We start from the raw sequence: 19,606 nt of genomic DNA, 5'->3' as shown, positions 1-19,606 counted from the left end.
CATACGGTGCATGCGGGTATATTGCCGGGGCAGCAAAAAATATTATCAGGTTAAATATAATTGAAGGGCAAAATATTCAAAATCCGGCTGGTGTTCCATTTTGCAGATATTATAGTATAGTTGGATTAAAGTGTCAATTAAACCAAAGCTGTACCTGCCTAATGTGAGCAGATACAGCTGGATTGTTCATTTATCTATTTGAATACATTGACTTATAGTAGTTCTGATATTCACCTGAGATTATCTTTTCCCACCAAGGCCTGTGCTCAAGATACCATTTAACGGTTACCTTGATGCCCTGTTCAAAGTTATATGTGGGGTTCCATCCGAGTTCCTTTTCAATCTTCTCAGGATTTATCGCATATCTTCTGTCGTGCCCCGGACGGTCGGTGACGAAGGTAATAAGGCTTTCAGGTTTGTTTAGCTCGTGAAGCACCGTCTTGACAACCTGCAGGTTTGTGCGTTCATTATGACCGCCGATGTTGTATATTTCTCCTTCGCGGCCCTTATGGATAATAAGGTCAATGGCTCTGCAATGGTCTTCAACATACAGCCAATCCCGGACGTTTGCGCCGGTGCCATAGACAGGAATAGTCTTGTCTTCCAGCGCCCTTGTAATAACCAGTGGGATCAGTTTTTCCGGGAAATGATAAGGGCCATAGTTGTTCGAGCAGCGCGAAATTGTAACCGGAAGCCCGTAAGTGCGGTGATAAGCCATAACGAGCAGGTCCGCGCTTGCTTTTGAAGCCGAATAGGGCGAAGAAGTGTGCAACGGCGTTTCTTCAGTAAACATAAGGTCGGGCCTGTCAAGCGGCAGGTCGCCATAAACCTCGTCGGTTGAGACTTGATGATAACGCTTTATGCCGTATTTGCGGCAGGCGTCCATCATAACCTGTGTGCCAATTATGTTTGTTTTGAGGAAAATCTCCGGATTTTCAATCGAGCGGTCAACATGCGACTCCGCCGCAAAGTTGACTACGATATCCGGCTTTTCCTCCTCAAACAGCTTATATACACATTCCCTGTCAGCGATGTCGCCCTTGACAAACCTGAAGTTCGGGTTTTTCATAGCTTCTTCAAGCGTATGAAGATTGCCTGCGTAAGTCAGTGCATCAAGGCAGATAATCCTGTAGTCAGGATGATTTTTCAGCATATAATAAACGAAATTAGAACCGATAAATCCGGCTCCGCCTGTTACTATAATGTTCATATGAATAACCTCTATTCTGGCGCTTATGTGGCGCAAAATTAATTTTTGCTTAGTATCAGCCGTTATATGTGAAATTTACATCACTATCTTTGAGATACGGCGCATTAAGATCCTTCTGTGAAAGGATCGGGTCTTTGATACCCCAATCTACACCGATTTCGGGATCGTCAAAACGGATACTGCGGTCACATTCCGGCGCGTAATACTCGTCGACCTTGTACTGGACCTCAACATCATCGGTCAGTGTGACAAAACCATGGGCAAATCCCTTTGGAATCAGGAACTGCTTTTTGTTTTCGGCGCTGAGCTTTACGGAAACCCACTTCTTATATGTCGGCGAGCCCTTCCTCAAGTCGACCGCAACGTCGAGGATCTCGCCGCGGGTGCAGCGCAAAAGCTTCGTCTGGCTCTTCGGGTCAATTTGGAAATGCAGACCCCGGAGGGTACCCTTCTGAGCGCTGTAAGAATGGTTGTCCTGCACAAAATCTATATCTATGCCGCATTCGAGCAGCTTTTTCTTTGTCCATGTTTCCATGAACCAGCCGCGGTGATCGCCGAAAACCTCCGGCTCAATAATGAGCAAACCTTCAATCTCTGTCTTTGTGACCTTCATCTTAATGCCTCCAGCAAAGTTATTTGTTTTCCGCTTTTACGTAATCAAAATATTCCTTGAGCGCGTCATGCCAATCCATTGGGCGGTATCCGCATACTTTCCAAAGCTTTTCCTTCGATAGATTGGAATATGCCGGGCGTTTTGCCGGACGCGGGAACTGGTCGGTAGTCAGATCATTTACCTTGACATTGACGCCAGCCAAGCGGAATATCTCCCGGGCAAACTCGTTCCATGAGCAGACTCCATTGCAGGTCGCATGATATATGCCGAATTCGCCCTTTTTAAGTACCACGTCGATTATGCGGATAAGTTCAAAGGTAGATGTAGGGTTGCCTACCTGGTCGGTGACTACGCCGACTTCGCCTTTTTCGGCGGCTAAGCGCAGCATAGTCTTAACAAAATTGTTGCCGTGGGGACCATAAAGCCATGCTGTGCGGAGCACATAACTCTTCTCGTATTTCAAAACCTCTTTTTCACCTGCAAGCTTTGATGAGCCGTAAACACTCTGTGGGCAGGGGGTATCGGTTTCACGGTAAGGTTCTTTTGAATTGCCGTCGAATACATAGTCGGTGGAGATATGGATCAGGCGAGCACCTACAGCCTTTGCCGCTTTCGCCATTATTCCGGCACCGTCGCGGTTGACCTTGTACGCCAGCTCAACGTTTGTTTCACAGCCATCGACATTGGTGATAGCCGCCGTGTTTATAATCACATCGGGCTTTACGCGGAGAACCTCCTCCATCACCTTTTTTTCATCGGTTATATCCAGTTCTATATCCTTATAGGCGATTACTTCATTGTCTTTTTTGAAATAATCAGTAACGTCTGTGCCAAGCTGGCCGTTGCAGGCTGTCACGAGAATTTTCACAAACAGTCCTCCCTGATGTTCATTCGTCAAAAAAATAGTTTTTATATAATGTTGACTTAATTGCCGCTTTGTAATCCCCTTTTGATGCGTAAGTAAAGGGTCTTGAGCGCTTTTTCCACAGTCCCGAGCGCTGTCGCAAGGCAGAGAAGCAGATACAGCGGCAGCGGCGTTTTAAGGTATTTTCTATGAAAATACAGTCTGCTTTTTTGCAATATACGGTATTTTTTTAGGTAATTCATCGACTTTTTGACGGAACTGCCTTCCATGTGTATATAGCGGTAATTCCCGAGCAACGCCGTTTTATATCCCATTCTTTTTAGCAGAAAACCTATGATATCCTCTTCATAATACAAAAACGTATGCTCGTCAAAATCCCCAATTTTGCGCAGCGCGTCACGCCTTATCACAAAAAATGAACCGGCAACGCAGTCCACATCGGCAACGGGCCTTTGCAGGTAGCTTTCCGGATAACATTCTCTACACATGCCGACGATTCTTGACAATATTCCGGAGCTGTAGGCAAAATCACACAGAAAGGTCCTCTCATGCCATGCGGCAAGATGATGAGGGGTGCCGTCGGCAGCGCACATTCGGGGCGCGGCAATGGCATACTCCGGATTTTCATTCAAAAATTCAATACAGGCATTTATCGCATTTTCTTCAACATATATGTCGGGATTTGAGATAATGACAAATTTCGCGCCGCCTTCATCGTCAATAAGTTTAAGGCCTTTGTTGTTGCCTGCGGAATAGCCGCAGTTCGGAACTTTTAAAAGGCGTGCCTTTTTTCCGGGAAGAAATTCAATGCCCTCCCCGGCGGAATTGTCAACGACAACAGTTTTCCCGACCGCCGCAAACCTTTCAAAGTCGGCGGCAAGCCGGAGCGTATTTTCGTTGTCATTGTGATTAAGTATGACGGCGGCTGTCATTATGCTCTCGGTCACCGGTTATTCACCTGCTATTTCTAACAGATAGTGTCCGTAATCGGTTTTTGACAGCTCTTGCGCACGTTTAATCAATTGTTCGCGGGTTATATATCCTTTGCGGTACGCGATTTCCTCAAGGCAGGCGATATAGAATCCCTGGCGTGTCTGAATGGCCTCGACAAAGTTCGCCGCCTGAAGCAGGCCCTGACATGTACCTGTGTCAAGCCATGCGAGCCCGCGGCCGAAAAGCTCGACGCTGAGTTTGCCGGCTTTAAGATAAGCGTTGTTGACACTTGTTATTTCGAGCTCTCCGCGTTTTGAGGGCTTTACGTTCTTTGCGATTTCCACGACGTTGTTGTCATAGAAATAAAGTCCCGGCACTGCGTAATTAGACTTAGGCTCTTTTGGTTTTTCCTCTATTGAAATAACCTTGCCGTTTTGGTCAAACTCTACGACACCGAAAGCAGACGGGTTTTTGACATAACAGCCGAAAACGATTGCACCCTCTTTGAGCTTTGAAGCCCGGGACAAAATCTGCGTAAGCCCCTGGCCATAGAAAAAGTTATCGCCAAGTGCAAGGCATACGCCGTCATTGCCTATGAACTTCTCGCCGATTATAAATGCTTCGGCCAGCCCCTTTGGTTCCTTCTGCTCGGCATATTCTAAGCTTATGCCGAAGGTTTCGCCGTTGCCGAGCAAATCCTTATACATCGGCAGGTCGCGGGGAGTAGAGATAATAAGAACTTCCCTGATTCCCGCGAGCATAACAACAGAGAGCGGATAGTAGATAAGCGGTTTATCGTAGACAGGAAGAAGCTGCTTAGAAACTGCTTTCGTTATCGGATATAACCTTGTGCCGGAACCTCCGGCGAGTATTATTCCTTTCATGAGAAACCTCCAAACAACGGATGACTTCGCCCATTTAAATTTTGTCTATTTAAATTTTTCTGCTTAATAAGTAAGCTTTTTTCGGCCTGTCAAGCGCTTAAAGGCCCTTGATACGGCACGTACGGCTGACTTCAATTTTACACTCCTTGGCAAAAACCTGAAATCTGTCGCCCGTAAAAAGCGTATATATAGACTTTTTGCCAGCGCATTATAGAGCTTTGGGTCACCTTTTAGCCATGTATCAAAGCTCCTTGCCCGGACTTGTCCCCTCTCCAAATTCTCATCATAGAAAGCCGCGAGCATGTACTGTGTGAAGCAAAGCTTGGCCGCTGCGCTGTAGATATATTCCCTATGCTTGTCCGAACAGTCGCACTCATTTGCAAAGGAGGCTACCCTTTTGACAACGCGCAGATGGTCGTCATACCTACTGACAAAATTGGCCATATCAATGCTTTGGCCTGCAGCCCCAACAGTATAAAGATAAACGCAGTCTTTTAAAAACAAGACAGTCTTGACCGCTGGAATCGGCAAAACGGCATACTCCGCGTCAACATAAAAGGTGTGATGCTGAAGCTCTATACCGCTCGCCTTAAGAACCTCGGTTTTGAATGTAGACGAATGAATGCCGAAATATATCGTCCCGTCCACGGGAATTTCGTCAAAGCTGTAAATTTTATTGTACTCGACGCCTGTAAACTCCATAGTTCCGGCATCTGAACCATCCGGCAGCACTTTTTTGTAATTTGAAGCAACAAGGTCTGCGTCCGTTTTTTCCAGACAGTTGACAAGTGCTATAAAACCGTCTTTGTCAAGCCGGTCGTCGCCGTCGACTACTTTAAAGTATTTTCCCTGCGCGTTCTTAATCCCGGTGTTGACAGCAGAACCATGGCCGCCGTTTGGCTGGCTTATTACCCTAACACTCTCAGGGTAAGCTTTTGCATATTTCTGTGCTATCTCGGGAGTCGAGTCCGAAGAACCGTCATCTACTACGATTATGTCAAGTTTCGGCAAAATTTCTTCAACACAAAGAGAATCAAGCGTTGCAGCAAGTGTTTTTTCAACATTATAGCTTGGAACAGTTATAGTAAGAAGTTTCAAATGAACCTCCGTTTTAAGCCTTAGTAAAGGCAAAATACAAAAATTAAGTATATTATGATTGGCATTATTTGTCAATTATTCAATTACTGCTTTAATTTAACATTGATATATTGTATCATAATTCATATAGTGATATCAATACCCGCCCTTACTTTAAGTCTGCAAATAGATGTGAATGAGCTGGATACAATGCTTAGCGGAAGGGTTGTTTGTGCAAATGAATATAAAGGTCAGTGTTATCGTTCCTGTATATAATGCAGGGGAGCAGTTAAAATCATGTATCAGTTCGATCCTATCCCAAACGTTAAGAGAAATAGAGCTTATCCTTGTTGACGACGGTTCAACGGACGGCAGCGCTGAAATTTGCGATTCATATAAAACCGACGAAAGGGTTCGGGTTATCCACAAAGCAAATTCAGGGGCCAGTGAGGCGAGAAACGCGGGGATAGCCGAAGCGCGGGGAGAATTTATCGGGTTTGCAGACGCCGACGACCGCCTTGATCCGGGCATGCTCGCGACCCTTTACGATGCTGCCGTAAAGACAGGGTCTGATATGGCTTTCTGTGATTATATCTTTTGTACGAAAAACGGAAACAAGGAAATAAAGTCGGACCTGAACGGCGACAGGACTTACAGCAAAAATGAAATCAGAGGGCTGATACTGCCCTATTTTTTCGGTTACAGCGACAGTGAAGTCCAAAACTACAAGAACCTGTTTCCCTTCGCTGACTACAGCTCATATCTCTGGCTGTGCATCTATAAAACCTCCGTTATCAAAGAACACAATCTGCGTCTTCTTGACCAGAAATTATATTATAATGAGGATAACCTGTTTAATTTAAACTTCCTGCTCCATGCGGAACGGATTACTCATATTTCAAAATGCCTGTATTTTTACTGCGACAACGACAGCTCGCTGACAAAACGGTATTTCCCGGAATTTCTTAACGCTAAGCTCAGAAAGTATGATTATCTGCGTGACCTTATTAAAAATAACGGCTTTGACCTTAATTTTTATCACAGGCTCGATAATAAAATCTGCATAGAGTCTATAAATATCATAAATTATTATGTATCGTCGACTGAAATCTCATTTAAGGACAAATACAAAAAGATTGTCAGCACCCTGAATTGTAATACTATTTCAGAAGCATTGGCTAAGCTGGATCTTTCCTATATTAAATTGTCGAAACTCTTCATCTTTTTATATCTTGAAAAACACAAATTATACAGGCTTCTTCTTATACTGTCATCATTCCGCAATCTTTTTCGGATCTAAAAAATATATAGGCGCTGCAAGCCAAAGGTTTGCAGCGCCTATCATTTATATAGCGTTCCGCCCGGCAAAATCCGGACGGACAGGGTACTTCCATATTGGAAGCCGCTTATCCCTGAATTCTTTATTTCATGCTGTTTTCAACCTGTTCAATCATCTTCTTAACCATCTGTCCACCGATAGAACCAGCCTGACGAGCAGTTAAATCACCGTTGTAGCCCTGCTTCAGAGGAACACCAACTTCGTTGGCAGCTTCCATCTTAAATCGGTTGAGAGCTTCACGAGCCTGAGGTACAAGTGCCTGATTATTATTGTTGGCCATATAAATCTCTCCTTGAATTTTAATTTTTTCTGCGTTTGCATTAATAGTTTTATCACGATTATTGCTTTTATTAAGTGAAATAATTAGAATGTCTGTTTATAATTTACATAAATTCAAGGCCGCTTTCCGGTATCGCTGCCCCCGACAGCAAAAGCACCGCCGTTGACGCCAGGATGGCATATTCACTGTGAGTTGTATTAAAAGTTACCGGAATTTCCACTGGCAGAATCTCTGAGCCATCCAATGCTACAAGTCCTCTTTGCAGGCTCACCACTGCCCTATCATTTTCAAGGCTTGAAAATGTAATCGTATCCTTTTGCGAAAGCCCGCAGGTAATAGTCTGATTGCCCTGTGAACTAAGCAAATCGGCTGCCTTTGTGTTGTCCGAGTCTATAATTGCAAAAAAAGACGGAGGAATTACAATCTCGTGTTTTGGCTCTATTTCTTTTCTGAAAAGGGCTATTCCGCTTTTAGTGTGGATATTTTTGATTTTTTTGTTGTCAATTATAACAAAGTCTGGATTCTTCGCTTTCGGCGGGATAATCGAAAAAGTCTCTTCACCAATGTGAATAGCGCAGGAATGAACAAATCTTATCGCACTGAAAAGCGTGTTTATTGTCTCATCTCCGGTTTCATGTCCGCACATTAGAACTATATTCATATTATTAACCATCCTTTTGAAGAGAGGCAGCATCTTTCTTAGTTCCAGCCTTGTTTTTATCAAATAGTATGAATTAAGTACGTTCTGACTTTATTGTTTTTAACCTTTTTATCACCTACCGGTATTTGTTATGCTATCCAATCTTAAGTTAAACATTCTTATTTTTAATAATCATCACTGGCTTTTATTAAAATTGACAAATTTTTGACAGCCCAATAATTATTTTGTGAATAACATTACAAAGTTTTTATTAAATTTATTGTCTAATCACAATAAATTTAGTAAAATAGCATTGATAAAAAAACAACTGGTTATTTTTCATTAACAAAATTCCAATTATTCAAGCCTATCATCTAAAGATAAGAGGTAGTTGCAATTGACTTATTGCGAACTGTTATATTTTACAAGGTATTCCAGCGGCCAAATTCGTCAAGAAGTGCTTAGAACCTGTTCCAGTTTCGAATTGATATATGTAATTGATGGAAGCGGACGTATTTATTTTGACGATAAATGTCAAAAAATAGAGCAAAATGATATAGTAATAATCCCGCCGAACGTGCAGTTCCGTGTAGAATCCGATGGCAGCAGTGAATATTTCATAGCAGGCTATAACAATCCGATTCATCATTCATATCCCCAACCCGTTGTGTTTAAAAATTGCGGAACACATACGGTCAAAATGCTGCTGAAAATTATTTTGTCCGAACTTAACGGCAAAAGATATCAGCGCAGAAAAATGCTGAATCTGCTTTTCAATGAATTAATTATTCTTATTTTGCGGCAGGATATGCCTCATGACCTGAAAAAGAATATAGAAGAAGATAACTTCTTCTTCATCTTGAATTTCCTAAATGCTCAGAGCCAAAACGGTATTTCTATAGAAGACGCCGCGAAGATGTCAGGACTCAGCTATCACAGGTTCAGGCATAAATTTAAAGAAGTTACTGGTATATCGCCACAGCAGTATATCATCAAAAGGCGAATTCGGTTTGCTAAAAAGCTGCTTCAAACAACATCTTACAGCACCTCTTCAATAGCCAAGGCTTGCGGATTTAATTCGGTTCCTCAATTTATTACCTGTTTCAGCAAACAAGAAGGCATAACTCCAGACAAATACAGAAAACAGTTTAAAAACAAAATGCTAATAAACTCTGTCAAATCTTAAATATTGAACACCCAATTAAAGTGCAAAGAGCTGCCGGACTTCATCCGTCCGGCAGCTCTTATTTCATATAATTCTTGTTTATTACCGTTACCGATTAGAAGTTGTTAAATCATTTCGAGAAGTTTATAATTCCGTTCAATAAACTTCTCTTTTTCTTCTTTACTGAAGTCTCTGTGAGACATAAGCGCAATGTCGTAAATCTGCTGGCAAAGCATATTCATGCATTCCTTCTTACTCTCGTCAAAGCGCATATCCATAACCTTTTTTATCAGCGGGTGATCTGGATTCAGAGTTATCACATATTCGTCATCAGGCTTGTATGCGAAGTCTTGCCCGTACAGCCTCACCATATCTGCAAAACGCTTTGACTGCTCTGACAATGTAAGGATAGCCGGGGTGTTTTCGTTTTTGAAATACTCAGCTTTGACCTCAAGCTTGTCCTTGCCGAGGGCCTTTCTAAATATCTCAGACAGAACCTTTACATCATCCTCGTTCGCTGCTTTGCCGCTGACAAGGTCATCAGGGAGTTCCGAGACAACGCTGGAGAATTTAAGCCCTTCCTCTCTCATTTCAAGTTCCTGCGCAAAACGCTGGTCTATTGGGCCCCTAAACTCAACAACTTCTATACCGTTTCTCTTGAACATATCAATATTAACCGACTGCTGAGCCTTGTTGTCGGTATAATAGACTGTCTTTTTATCTTTATCCTTCTGCCCTTCAAGGTATTCAGAAAGCGTCAGATATTTCCCATCAGTCGTCTTGAACAGGATAGTATCTTTCATGCGGTCAAAGAACTTGCTGTCTTTAATGCAGCCGAACTTGATAAGCAGGTTGATATCGTCCCAGTATTTCTGATACTCTTCCCTGTTCTCCTTAAAAATCGAATGGAGCTTATCCGAAACCTTCTTCGATATGAGGTTCGATATCTTGGCAACAGAGCCGTCGTTCTGCAGAAAGCTTCTCGAAACGTTTATCGGGATATCCGGGCAGTCGATAACACCTTTTAGCACCACGAGGAATTCCGGCAGTATCTCCTTGATGTTGTCGGCGACGAAAACCTGATTGTAATAGAGCTTAATCTGACCCATTTCCATAAGGTCAAGATTTTCGCGCAGCCTTGGGAAATAGATTATTCCTTTGAGCTGGAATGGATAGTCGACGTTGAGGTGAATCCAGAAAAGCGGATCCATATAATCGTGGAAAACATCTTTGTAGAATTTTTTGTATTCATCATCAGTGCAGTCTTTCGGATTTTTTAGCCACAGCGGAGAGATATTATTGATAATTTCGGGCTTTTCGCCCTCTTTCTTTTCTTGACATTCGTCGGTAAGCGTTATCTCGTATGATATAAATGAGCAGTATTTGCGCAGTATTTCTCTTATTCTTGCCGTGTCAAGGAACTCCTCGCTGTCCTTTGAAATATGAAGGGTGAGGGTTGTTCCGCGCTCAGTGCGTTCACCTTCACCTATCTGATAATCAGACCCGCCGTCGCAAATCCACTTGACGGGTTTCGCATCCTTTTTGTAAGACAGAGTGTCTAATTCAACATAGTCGGAAACCATGAATACAGAATAGAAACCAAGGCCGAAATGCCCGATTATATTGTTTTTATCCGCTATATCCTTATACTTCTCTATAAAGTCAACGGCGCCGGAAAACGCAACCTGCGCTATATATTTAACTACCTCATCTTCTGTCATACCGATACCGGTATCACTGATTTTGAGAGTACCTTTTTCTTTATTAACCGAAACATCTATATGCATCTTTTCATTTTCTGCTTTTTGGGCTTCCCCGAAGACGACCAATCTCTCAAATTTAAAAATTGCGTCGCTTGCATTGGAAACCGCTTCCCTCAAAAATATATCTTTATCTGAATAAAGCCATTTTTTGATGATTGGGAGCATATTTTCCGCTTTCACAGAAATTTTCCCAGTCTTCATCCATATATCCACTCCTCTGACACAAGTAATCTGAAGCCTAACTTTTTATTATATTTATTTTTTACCTATTGTCAACGAGTGAGGGCTTCTGCAAAGGCTTTTATTCTGTTCTCATAATACTCGGTAACATTTTCTGAAAGGCCCGCTACCCTTTTCACAATAAACCTGTCGAAAAAGCCCATTTTATCAAACTTATAGGCATGGGCCTTTGGAAAAACGTTTTTCCTCACAACCTCATTTTCCGCAGCTTTAGGGTCGCCCGCGCTCAAAAACAGTCCGACTTTCTTTGTGAGAAGGGTGTCAAGATGTTCGTTCACATACTTTTTAAGCTGTTTTTGGATTCTTCCAATATAAAGTGAACCGCCCAAAATCACCGTATCGTAATCATTAAGCGGCGGTACACTGCTTTTCATAACGTTGACAATCTTACATTCACCCTTCAACTCTTTCTGAATAAGATAAGCCAACTCTCCGGCACAGCCATACTTCGTTGAGTAAATAATTATAGTTTTCATTTTCAAAACCTCACATTTTAAATTTATTTAACGTGCGAAAAATTACCGATACCTTCTTTACTTGTATTACAGCTATATTAACATATCGGATTATATCAGCGCAATAAAAATAAAATAAACCACCGCGGCAATGCCGCAGTGGTTTATTAGAACATAGCGTAATTTTTCTACATGGCGAGGACGCCTCCAGGAGTTTGCTTGAGAATTAAAATCTGTTCTTCAATCCCATTTGTCACGTTGAAATAATCAATTACGTCGCCAGAAACCTTGTTATCCGCCTTGCCTTTGCATTTAAATTCGTAACACAGCACCTCTTTTACACCGTCCCGCGGAATAAGAGCGAGTGAAACGCTGCTGACTTTTAGGGAAGGGTTGAGCATTGACTGCGCACGTTCTTTAGAGACGGATATTGCGGGGAAAGTACGGTTTTTATGATTCATTATAAATCCTGTGGCATCATAGGATAAAATTTCCCCGTTATCAAGCGCAATGCCGACTTTTATAAGGTCAGGATAGCAAATGACATTGTCCTGCAAAAAAGCGAAGTTGACTACGCAGATATTGTTATCGGTCAGACTGTATGTCACCTTGAAATTGCCAAGTTTCTTGTCTGATACAAACTGGTTCGCTTTGTTTACAGCCTGTTCATTGCTCAATTTTGATTCTTTTGGCTGACGACTGTCAATAACTCGTACTACCATTCCCCCATTTTTGGATACATAGATGTTTTTGGTCGAGGTTTTGAAGTTATAGGTCGGGAGATTTCCTCCAGTTTCACCGTCATCCTTTAAAGCATTTGGGGAAAGGTTCAGGAAAGACGCCGCAACGTTTTTTGCGTCTTTGCGGCTAACAGCCGGTTTTCCTTTCGTAAACTCCGGCACCTTTTTCAGTACATTGTCAGAAAAAGGGCCGTCATAAATCATCGCCGGCACACCGGACATGTTTTCCTCTATGTTCTGGAACCCAAGCTCTATCGACGAGGCCGGTTTTGTTTTTGTCTCTGCCAAATTCCCGATAGCATAATTTGATTTGTATAACGTGAGTTTGCCATATTGTACGTCGCTGACTAAGTTGTCAAGCTCTTCAGACAACTTATGGGAAGTGCTGAGCAGCATTGAGAGCATTTCCCGGTCTTTATCTGTAAGCTTATTTTGCTCTGTAATTGACCTTGAGAGCGAGTTCGCATAATCGGCTAACTGGGCAATAAACTTTTGCGTTTTATCAAAATTTACATCCGTTATAGAAATCTGTGAAAGGTCGGTCTTAGCCGCCAGTGCCTCAGAGCGTATTTTCCCGGAGAGTACGGCAAGCTGGGTCGTTGTACCGGCATACTGCGCTTTCTGCAGGTCCATTTCGAGGTTCTTCATCTGGTCTGCAAGGTCGCTGAGCGACCTTTGATAAGAATATTCAATATCCATTTTAAGTTTGTATGACATCCATAGTCCGGTAACCGCCAGTCCGACAGCAACGATAAAAGCTGCGCTGCCGAATGTAATCAGCCTAATCAGTGTTCTTCTGCGTTTGATTCTGAACATTCTATTTCCTCCCTAATGCTCTTAGGGATATTTTATCCACATCTTGATATATTATCCTCTCAAAGCCGTTTCTTTCGCAAAAAAATAGGCACATCCGAATTCCTCGGATGTGCCTTTATCAGCAGTGATTAGCAGGCGCCCTTACTTGTCACTACGGCGCCGAATGTTTTTAATATAATCTTCAAATCATTTAAAAGGCTTCGGTTCTGAACATATTTCACATCAAGCTGCACACGTTCTTCATATGTCGTGTTGCTTCTGCCGCAGACCTGCCAAAGACCGGTAAGACCAGGTTTTACTGAAAAATAGGTATCCGCATAGATTCCGTATTTTTTAACCTCGTCTTTTACAATCGGCCTCGGGCCGACAATGCTCATCTGGCCTTTAATAATATTTATCAACTGCGGCAGTTCGTCAAGGCTTGATTTTCTTAGGAATTTGCCTATTTTGGTGATTCTGGGGTCATTTTCAAGCTTGAAATTCTCTTTAAAGTGCTTCATCTGTTCCTTGGTGAAGTACTTCTCAAAGTTGTCAGAGTCAACTACCATTGACCTGAATTTATAAATTTCAATCTCTTCACCCATATAGCCGACTCTCTTATGCTTGTATAAAACCGGTCCCGGTGAAGTCAGTTTGATTATTATACTGATAATCAAGAATACTGGGGATAAAATAATAAGACCTATTACTGACAGCAATATATCGAAAAATCGTTTCAATACATTATATGTATATGAAACATTTGCCTGATTCTGTTTTTGTTGTAATTCTTCATCGTATGATATATAAAACTCCTGTGTTTCCACTGCAGCCCTCTTCTTTCATTATTATCTATATATGATAAACAAGTACAAGATAAATGCCATTTTAACTGATACCGACAAGTTTGAATTAAACTTTTGGCATCACTCCCGTTAAAATGTTACTGATTTTTTATGAAATTGAAACTAAATTAGTCTTTATTAAGCCGTATACCAAAATAACAGATTAATTATAATACTTTTATCCTGCAAATGCAAGAATATTATAAATATTCATCAACTATCAATATATTCCTGCTGTATATAGTTTATCTTAAATTAAATCTTTTAAACAAATTCAGCAAATTTGTTAATTTATTATGAACTTTTTTAGCACAAAAAAAGGCTGCCCGAACAAGACAACCTTTTTTTGCGCTCCGATGCCATTTTACCGCTGACACGGTGCGGGCTGACCCGCATGGCACCATGAGACGCCCACCCCAGTCCCGCCGAATAATAAACGCACAATATACGGCTCTCATTAATTAAGTCCAATTGATAAATCAGAAAGTCTGCCGCTCCATCAGGCCTGGCCACTGATTATGGCAAGCGGATCGACATTCTTTCCGTTCTTCTGTATTTCAAAGTGCAGGTGCGGTGTTATTGCTATCTCAGCCTCGGCGGTTTCACCGACAGCGCCGATTACATCGCCGACATTGACAGCCTGCCCTTTTTTGACATTGACTTGGCTGGTCAGATTGGCATAAATCGACTTAATGCCATTGCCATGGTCGATAACGATTTCCTGCCCGAACAAGTCATCTGTTTTTACTTCGACAACTTTACCCGAGGCACACGCTTTTACTGGAGTGCCCTCTGCTGCCGCCAAGTCAACTCCGTTATGGGTGCGCCAGTCACCCATAGTTTTGTCATAGGTCAGCTTATCGCCGCTGAATGGTGTTGCAACTGACCCATTGACAGGCATGGTATATACAAGTTTTGTAGTTTTGCTGCTTCGCTCTGTCGCTGAAGAAGCAGAAGAGGAAGACGAACTGGACGATGATGTGGAAGCCGGCACACCGACTACTGTCTTTTCTGTTTGCTGTGCTGAATTGTTATCATCCCAGTTCGGAATACTTGAAGTTATATTCTGCGAAGAGGCTTTATTCCCGGATTTTACATTGTCAAGAACTCCAATTGAATTATTGACTGCTATATAAGCTGCAGTTCCAATAGCCACCAGACATATTGCAAGGGCTATGTAAAAGCCCTTACCATTTACAAATCTTGTGAACTTAGAATTTCCAACTTTAAAATTGCTCATTCTGTGCACCTCCGGAAAATATTTTGACCGGAAATGCATCTTATTATGCAAAAAAAATGCAATTATGGCTTTAATTATATATACATATAATCAAATGATGCCAATAATCACTTAAATATGATTGTATTTTTGCTTCTTAAAGTAAATTTTCGGAATAATCGCTTATCTCGGCACCTTTGTAGTACCACTTAAGAATCTCGCGCCAGTTTTTACCCTGCTGGGCCATATACTGCGCGCCGCGCTGACTCATGCCTACACCGTGACCATTGCCTTTGACTTCAAAATCGAAAGTGCCATCCTTATATGACAGCGTAAAATTAGCCGAGCGCAGGCCAAAAATTGAGCGTATATCCCTGCCTGAAACCTCTTTCCCGCACAGGCGTGCCGAGATAACACCCCCTGCGCCGGAGCGTTTTTCAATCTTAAGGTAATCCGCCGGGTTGCCGCTGAAATCCGCGTCCTTGTCGAAGCCCTTCACCTTTGCCTTAAATTCATCAAGGGTAAGCGCAGTGTGGGATATAAAATCCTCCTGCAACGTGTCACCGGGGCTTGAAACCTCGACAAGGTACGGCAGTTCCTTCCCGAAAACATCTTTACAGTTTTCGGTTATGCCCGAAGACATATTAAAGAATACGGCATCTATAATTTTCCCGTCATAGGTCAGAACTTTTCCGTAAACTTCGCTTACCGCATGCTCTATCTTTTTCTTATTGTTTTCATAGTTCGAGCTCCAGCGTTTTTTCTGCTCCTCCGGCGTAAGATAAGCAATACTCAGCCCTGTCACAATAGTGCCGTTCTCATTTTGATATAGGCAGTATGTCAGAGCCGCAACAGCTTGGGCCTTCAATGCTTCAACATTATACGAAGCAGGCATTTCACCGGCTACAACACCGCAAATAAAGTCAAAGCCCTTTACTGTTTCGTAATTTCCGGTTTTGCCATCTTTAATTTTAAATGTAAAATTGTCCGACTTTATACTTATAGTTTGTGAGGCTGATGCATATGTATTAACATGGTTGTTCACTTTTTTAGCATTTATTAATGAAATCATCGGTATTAGAAGCATTAATAAAAGAAAAATTGCAACCGGGATAATAAAATCTTTCATTTTTCTTTCCCTTTTGCTTGACTATAATATCTAAAAATATTAAAATTGTATTATTAACACCTAAAAATTAAAATTACATTTCTTATTGAAATTTAAAAAATTCATTTAAATTTAAAACGAAAGGAGTGCAGCTTTAATGAATGGATATCATGCAAACATACCTGCCGGCTCGTTAAAAAGGCTATGCGATGAATTTAAAAAATATAACCAAATTAGCCCTGAGCTTTTTGATACTTATCATGTAAAGCGCGGCCTTAGAAACTCAGACGGTACCGGAGTTTTGGCTGGTCTTACACGAATCTGCAACGTGCATGGCTACCTTATTAATGAGGGTGAAAAAATGCCAATCGAAGGTGAGCTCATTTACCGCGGAATCAACGTAAAAGAGATCGTGAAAGGATGCCAAAAGGACAACAGGTTTGGTTTTGAGGAAGTAATATGGCTGCTTTTGTTCGGCAGACTCCCAAACAAAGATCAGTTAGAAGCTTTCAACGCAATTTTAGGCGAACTGCGCGAACTGCCGCCGTATTTTACTGAAGACGTCTTAATGAAAGCGCCGTCGCCTAACATTATGAATAAAATGGGCCGCGCTGTGCTTGCACTCTATTCTTATGACGACAACCCTGAAGACACCTCAATTGAAAATGTTCTCAGCCAGTCAATCAAACTGATAGCCAAAATGCCGACCCTCATGGTCCACGCATATCAGGTTAAGCGCAAAAACTTTGATCACGATACAATGTTCTTTCACCCTCTCGAGCCTGCACATTCAACCGCTGAAAGTATTCTCGCCACAATGAGGCCTGACAAGCAATTCACTGATGAGGAAGCTAAACTCCTCGATATCTGCCTCATTCTCCATGCAGAACACGGCGGTGGTAACAACTCAACATTCTCCTGCCGTTGTCTGTCTTCAACTGGAACAGATACATATTCCGCAATCAGCGCGGCAATCGGCAGCCTCAAAGGCCCGCGCCACGGCGGCGCCAACTTAAAAGTCATGGAAATGATGGAATATATAAAGAAAGGCGTCAGCGACTGGGAAGATGATGAGGAGGTAAGCGCCTTTCTTGAGAAACTGCTCAAAAAAGAAGCCGGCGACCGCTCAGGCCTCATATATGGAATGGGACACGCCGTTTACACTATTTCTGATCCGCGCGCAGTTATCCTTAAAGAAAATGCCCGGAAGCTGGCGGAAAAGAAAGGCATGCTTGATGAATTCAAACTTATCGAGTCTGTTGAACGTCTGGCGCCTGCCGCATTTGCCAAGGTTAAAAACAACAACAAGTATATCTGCGCTAATGTGGACCTCTATTCCGGTATGGTGTATAAAATGCTCGGCATGCCACCCGAGCTCTTCACCCCACTGTTTGCAGTGGCACGAATTCCGGGTTGGTGCGCTCATCGCATAGAGGAAATAACAACCGCAAACCGTATTATGCGTCCGGCATATAAGGCAATTTCTCAGCCGCTTGAGTATACTCCGCTCGATCAGAGATAAAATAGCAAAAGCATGGCAGGAAATCTCCTGCCATGCTTTTTAGTTGCCATATGCTTGCAAATTCTTTTCCAATTCTATATAATTAATTTTATTGAACAATTAATAGAATATGCAAAATTATATACGCTAAGTATAATTTTAAATTTTTTATACACTTTTTATCGGAAGTTAAAAGCGTACACAATAAGGGGCTGAATGATGTGACGAAAAAATTGAAGAATATGCTGACATTTTCATCGCTGATTTTTATTATAGGTGCGCTTGTCACGATACCGCTCGCCGTTTATCTCATTTTATATGAGATTGACCCAGAGACACATTTCTATTATGATAATGCCAAATTTGTTAACGTTCAAAACTCCGTTTTGCTCATTTCAACTGTCCTTTTAATTCTGCCAGCGTTTTCAAAGCGTACGAAAAAGATGAATTACGAGTGCACGAGAAACTGGGCAACTGCCGTCTGTTCAGTCCTGTTCGCCATAGCCATTTGCATTTCTTCCGCTCATTCCATACTTCAGACTTTTCGCAGGGAGACCGGTGCCGGCGGCTTTATTACAGGGCTTGCGGGATTTCTTGCAGCCATATTCTTCTTCACGCTCGCGGACAGCATCTTTAGGAAAAAGCATGCAGACCTGCGTATTTTAGCACTTCTTCCTGTTGTATGGGGCGTTGTCAACCTCATCACGACGTTCATGAGTTTGACCCAGATAGCCAATATTTCCGAATATCTGTATGAGGTCATGCAGATGGTTTTTGCCATATTGTTTCTTTATTATAATGCGAGACTTATCGGCGGTGTGCCAAACGGGCGCGAGCTTCAGGGAGTATTCGCTTATGGGCTGCCCTGCACATTATTCGGGCTGCTCTCTTCGCTTCCCCCGGTTATTGCACATCTGATTAACAATAAGCGCGGCAGCGTATTTGGCCCTTCCGACGCAGTATATATTACAGCCTCTGCCTACATCTTAGTTTTGCTGATATCGTTGTTAAAAGAAGTCCGGCAAAAGAAAGCTGAAGAGCCAAAACCGGAAGTTGAAGATAATAAGGAATAATTAATTAACTCTTAATATGCCAAAAATCTCCTTATTGTATTTACTGAAATACAATAAGGAGATTTTATTTTAAGCCAATATGTTCAGATCCCGCATTCAACGTAATCTTCCCACTTTTCATTATATGCCTTATCGCGTGAAATTTTATATAAAAGATAAGCTACTGCGCCTGATACAGCGAGTAGAATTGTAGCGGCTGCGACGATTGTTCCGATTATTCTTTTTATTTTCATGAGTGCCCACCTCCGCGTGACTTCATTATCACTATAATAAACGAAGCATGCAAAATTGTCAATATATGTTTCCTATTCAAAATATACGAAAAGCCCCGTAAAACGGAGCTTCAGACCCAACGGGTTTATATTTCGTATATTAAATTTAATTCACATCACTTGCTGCTGAGAACGAGGCGGGACTTCTTTCTCGCCGCTGCATTCTTATGGAGAATACCCTTCGATACAGCTTTATCTATGGTCCTAATTGCGGCTTTAACGATTTCGTCCTTGTTCTCTGCACCTGTTGCTATGGCGGTGTTAGCTTTCTTAATAGCTGTGTGGAGAGCTGATTTTAAAGCCTTATTACGCAGAGCCCTGGCTGCATTAACCTTGACGCGTTTTTTTGCAGATTTAATGTTTGGCACGGTGACACCTCCTTCTACAGATAACCAGTAATACTTATTTTAACATTTCACAATAAAAAAAGCAACATGTTTTTCAAAAAAGTCGTCTATTTAAATGTAGGATTACAATAGATGTGTTACACTAGCGGATAAAAAAAGATAGCGAATAGGAAAAGCCTGTGCTATAGTTGAGCTGCAACCCACCAACAAAGCAAGGAGGTTTCCTATTCGCTATGAATAAG

Annotated in this window: 20 protein-coding genes; 4 read left to right on the top strand and 16 right to left on the bottom strand. The window is 42.0% G+C overall.

Translation table 11 applies throughout. The features are described from left to right. Positions 1-190: 190 nt before the first annotated feature. From rfbB to V6C21_RS04680, 6 genes are all read right to left on the bottom strand, one after another. Positions 191-1,210: a dTDP-glucose 4,6-dehydratase gene (gene rfbB, locus V6C21_RS04705; protein ID WP_034838629.1), complete on the bottom strand. Its 1,020-nt coding sequence runs from the start codon at positions 1,208-1,210 to the stop codon at positions 191-193. 55 nt (positions 1,211-1,265) lie between these two features. Next, positions 1,266-1,823, bottom strand: coding sequence for a dTDP-4-dehydrorhamnose 3,5-epimerase (rfbC, locus tag V6C21_RS04700; protein ID WP_034838627.1), 558 nt, complete (start codon positions 1,821-1,823; stop codon positions 1,266-1,268). A gap of 19 nt (positions 1,824-1,842) precedes the next feature. Beyond that, positions 1,843-2,691: a dTDP-4-dehydrorhamnose reductase gene (rfbD, locus tag V6C21_RS04695; protein WP_045085286.1), complete on the bottom strand. Its 849-nt coding sequence runs from the start codon at positions 2,689-2,691 to the stop codon at positions 1,843-1,845. 56 nt (positions 2,692-2,747) lie between these two features. Next, positions 2,748-3,635, bottom strand: coding sequence for a glycosyltransferase family 2 protein (locus V6C21_RS04690; protein ID WP_034838625.1), 888 nt, complete (start codon positions 3,633-3,635; stop codon positions 2,748-2,750). A gap of 3 nt (positions 3,636-3,638) precedes the next feature. Beyond that, the gene (gene rfbA / locus V6C21_RS04685) at positions 3,639-4,505 is read right to left on the bottom strand and encodes a glucose-1-phosphate thymidylyltransferase RfbA (protein ID WP_034838624.1); all 867 of its coding nucleotides are present in this window, start codon (positions 4,503-4,505) and stop codon (positions 3,639-3,641) included. Positions 4,506-4,568: 63 nt separating this feature from the next. Then, the gene (locus V6C21_RS04680) at positions 4,569-5,603 is read right to left on the bottom strand and encodes a glycosyltransferase family 2 protein (RefSeq protein ID WP_479268462.1); all 1,035 of its coding nucleotides are present in this window, start codon (positions 5,601-5,603) and stop codon (positions 4,569-4,571) included. Between the two features lie 217 nt (positions 5,604-5,820). Between V6C21_RS04680 and V6C21_RS04675 the strand changes: the two genes are divergently transcribed. Then, the gene (locus tag V6C21_RS04675; RefSeq protein ID WP_479268461.1) at positions 5,821-6,882 is read left to right on the top strand and encodes a glycosyltransferase; all 1,062 of its coding nucleotides are present in this window, start codon (positions 5,821-5,823) and stop codon (positions 6,880-6,882) included. Between the two features lie 121 nt (positions 6,883-7,003). On the opposite strand, the gene V6C21_RS04670 is transcribed toward V6C21_RS04675, so the two are convergent. Both V6C21_RS04670 and V6C21_RS04665 read right to left on the bottom strand, forming a co-directional pair. Next, positions 7,004-7,201 (bottom strand): alpha/beta-type small acid-soluble spore protein, encoded by a 198-nt coding sequence (locus tag V6C21_RS04670; protein WP_034838620.1) that lies wholly within the window; start codon positions 7,199-7,201, stop codon positions 7,004-7,006. 103 nt (positions 7,202-7,304) lie between these two features. After that, positions 7,305-7,862, bottom strand: coding sequence for a hypothetical protein (locus tag V6C21_RS04665; RefSeq protein ID WP_051492412.1), 558 nt, complete (start codon positions 7,860-7,862; stop codon positions 7,305-7,307). Between the two features lie 436 nt (positions 7,863-8,298). On the opposite strand from V6C21_RS04665, the gene V6C21_RS04660 reads away from it, so the two are divergent. After that, the gene (locus tag V6C21_RS04660) at positions 8,299-9,027 is read left to right on the top strand and encodes a helix-turn-helix domain-containing protein (protein ID WP_479268460.1); all 729 of its coding nucleotides are present in this window, start codon (positions 8,299-8,301) and stop codon (positions 9,025-9,027) included. A gap of 104 nt (positions 9,028-9,131) precedes the next feature. Here V6C21_RS04660 and htpG read toward each other — a convergent pair whose 3' ends face one another. The 6 genes from htpG to spoIID form a co-directional block, all read right to left on the bottom strand. Continuing rightward, the gene (gene htpG, locus V6C21_RS04655) at positions 9,132-10,970 is read right to left on the bottom strand and encodes a molecular chaperone HtpG (protein ID WP_034838617.1); all 1,839 of its coding nucleotides are present in this window, start codon (positions 10,968-10,970) and stop codon (positions 9,132-9,134) included. Between the two features lie 71 nt (positions 10,971-11,041). After that, complete coding sequence (locus tag V6C21_RS04650) at positions 11,042-11,485, bottom strand: flavodoxin domain-containing protein (RefSeq protein WP_479268459.1); 444 nt, start codon at positions 11,483-11,485, stop codon at positions 11,042-11,044. A 167-nt stretch (positions 11,486-11,652) separates the two neighbouring features. Continuing rightward, positions 11,653-13,020, bottom strand: a complete 1,368-nt coding sequence (ypeB, locus tag V6C21_RS04645; RefSeq protein WP_479268458.1) for a germination protein YpeB — start codon at positions 13,018-13,020, stop codon at positions 11,653-11,655. A gap of 128 nt (positions 13,021-13,148) precedes the next feature. After that, a complete protein-coding gene (locus tag V6C21_RS04640; RefSeq protein WP_479268457.1) occupies positions 13,149-13,826 on the bottom strand; it encodes a sugar transferase in 678 nt (225 codons plus the stop codon). Positions 13,827-14,343: 517 nt separating this feature from the next. Beyond that, positions 14,344-15,084: a M23 family metallopeptidase gene (locus tag V6C21_RS04635; protein ID WP_034838612.1), complete on the bottom strand. Its 741-nt coding sequence runs from the start codon at positions 15,082-15,084 to the stop codon at positions 14,344-14,346. 136 nt (positions 15,085-15,220) lie between these two features. Next, a complete protein-coding gene (gene spoIID / locus V6C21_RS04630) occupies positions 15,221-16,192 on the bottom strand; it encodes a stage II sporulation protein D (RefSeq protein WP_052659827.1) in 972 nt (323 codons plus the stop codon). A 136-nt stretch (positions 16,193-16,328) separates the two neighbouring features. Here spoIID and V6C21_RS04625 point away from each other — a divergent pair, with 136 nt between their 5' ends. Beyond that, positions 16,329-17,693: a citrate/2-methylcitrate synthase gene (locus tag V6C21_RS04625; RefSeq protein ID WP_034838611.1), complete on the top strand. Its 1,365-nt coding sequence runs from the start codon at positions 16,329-16,331 to the stop codon at positions 17,691-17,693. A gap of 200 nt (positions 17,694-17,893) precedes the next feature. Then, on the top strand, positions 17,894-18,745 hold the full coding sequence (locus V6C21_RS04620; RefSeq protein WP_479268456.1) for a hypothetical protein: 852 nt from the start codon (positions 17,894-17,896) through the stop codon (positions 18,743-18,745). Between the two features lie 83 nt (positions 18,746-18,828). Here the strand turns inward: V6C21_RS04620 and V6C21_RS04615 are convergent, their stop codons facing one another. Both V6C21_RS04615 and rpsT read right to left on the bottom strand, forming a co-directional pair. Continuing rightward, a complete protein-coding gene (locus V6C21_RS04615) occupies positions 18,829-18,978 on the bottom strand; it encodes a hypothetical protein (protein ID WP_479268455.1) in 150 nt (49 codons plus the stop codon). 155 nt (positions 18,979-19,133) lie between these two features. Then, a complete protein-coding gene (rpsT, locus tag V6C21_RS04610) occupies positions 19,134-19,385 on the bottom strand; it encodes a 30S ribosomal protein S20 (protein ID WP_034838607.1) in 252 nt (83 codons plus the stop codon). Positions 19,386-19,606: the final 221 nt, after the last annotated feature.

Source organism: [Clostridium] cellulosi (genome assembly GCF_036762875.1).
Classification (GTDB): domain Bacteria; phylum Bacillota; class Clostridia; order Oscillospirales; family Ethanoligenentaceae; genus Ruminiclostridium_D; species Ruminiclostridium_D cellulosi.
This window is presented reverse-complemented; position numbering and strand designations above follow the sequence as displayed.

Coding starts and splice junctions, on each gene's coding strand:
- spoIID (WP_052659827.1), bottom strand. CDS start 16,192: ATGAAAGATTTTATTATCCCGGTTGCAATTTTTCTTTTATTAATGCTT.
- V6C21_RS04675 (WP_479268461.1), top strand. CDS start 5,821: ATGAATATAAAGGTCAGTGTTATCGTTCCTGTATATAATGCAGGGGAG.
- V6C21_RS04625 (WP_034838611.1), top strand. CDS start 16,329: ATGAATGGATATCATGCAAACATACCTGCCGGCTCGTTAAAAAGGCTA.
- V6C21_RS04670 (WP_034838620.1), bottom strand. CDS start 7,201: ATGGCCAACAATAATAATCAGGCACTTGTACCTCAGGCTCGTGAAGCT.
- ypeB (WP_479268458.1), bottom strand. CDS start 13,020: ATGTTCAGAATCAAACGCAGAAGAACACTGATTAGGCTGATTACATTC.
- rfbC (WP_034838627.1), bottom strand. CDS start 1,823: ATGAAGGTCACAAAGACAGAGATTGAAGGTTTGCTCATTATTGAGCCG.
- rfbA (WP_034838624.1), bottom strand. CDS start 4,505: ATGAAAGGAATAATACTCGCCGGAGGTTCCGGCACAAGGTTATATCCG.
- V6C21_RS04665 (WP_051492412.1), bottom strand. CDS start 7,862: ATGAATATAGTTCTAATGTGCGGACATGAAACCGGAGATGAGACAATA.
- V6C21_RS04635 (WP_034838612.1), bottom strand. CDS start 15,084: ATGAGCAATTTTAAAGTTGGAAATTCTAAGTTCACAAGATTTGTAAAT.
- V6C21_RS04615 (WP_479268455.1), bottom strand. CDS start 18,978: ATGAAAATAAAAAGAATAATCGGAACAATCGTCGCAGCCGCTACAATT.
- htpG (WP_034838617.1), bottom strand. CDS start 10,970: ATGAAGACTGGGAAAATTTCTGTGAAAGCGGAAAATATGCTCCCAATC.
- V6C21_RS04650 (WP_479268459.1), bottom strand. CDS start 11,485: ATGAAAACTATAATTATTTACTCAACGAAGTATGGCTGTGCCGGAGAG.
- rfbB (WP_034838629.1), bottom strand. CDS start 1,210: ATGAACATTATAGTAACAGGCGGAGCCGGATTTATCGGTTCTAATTTC.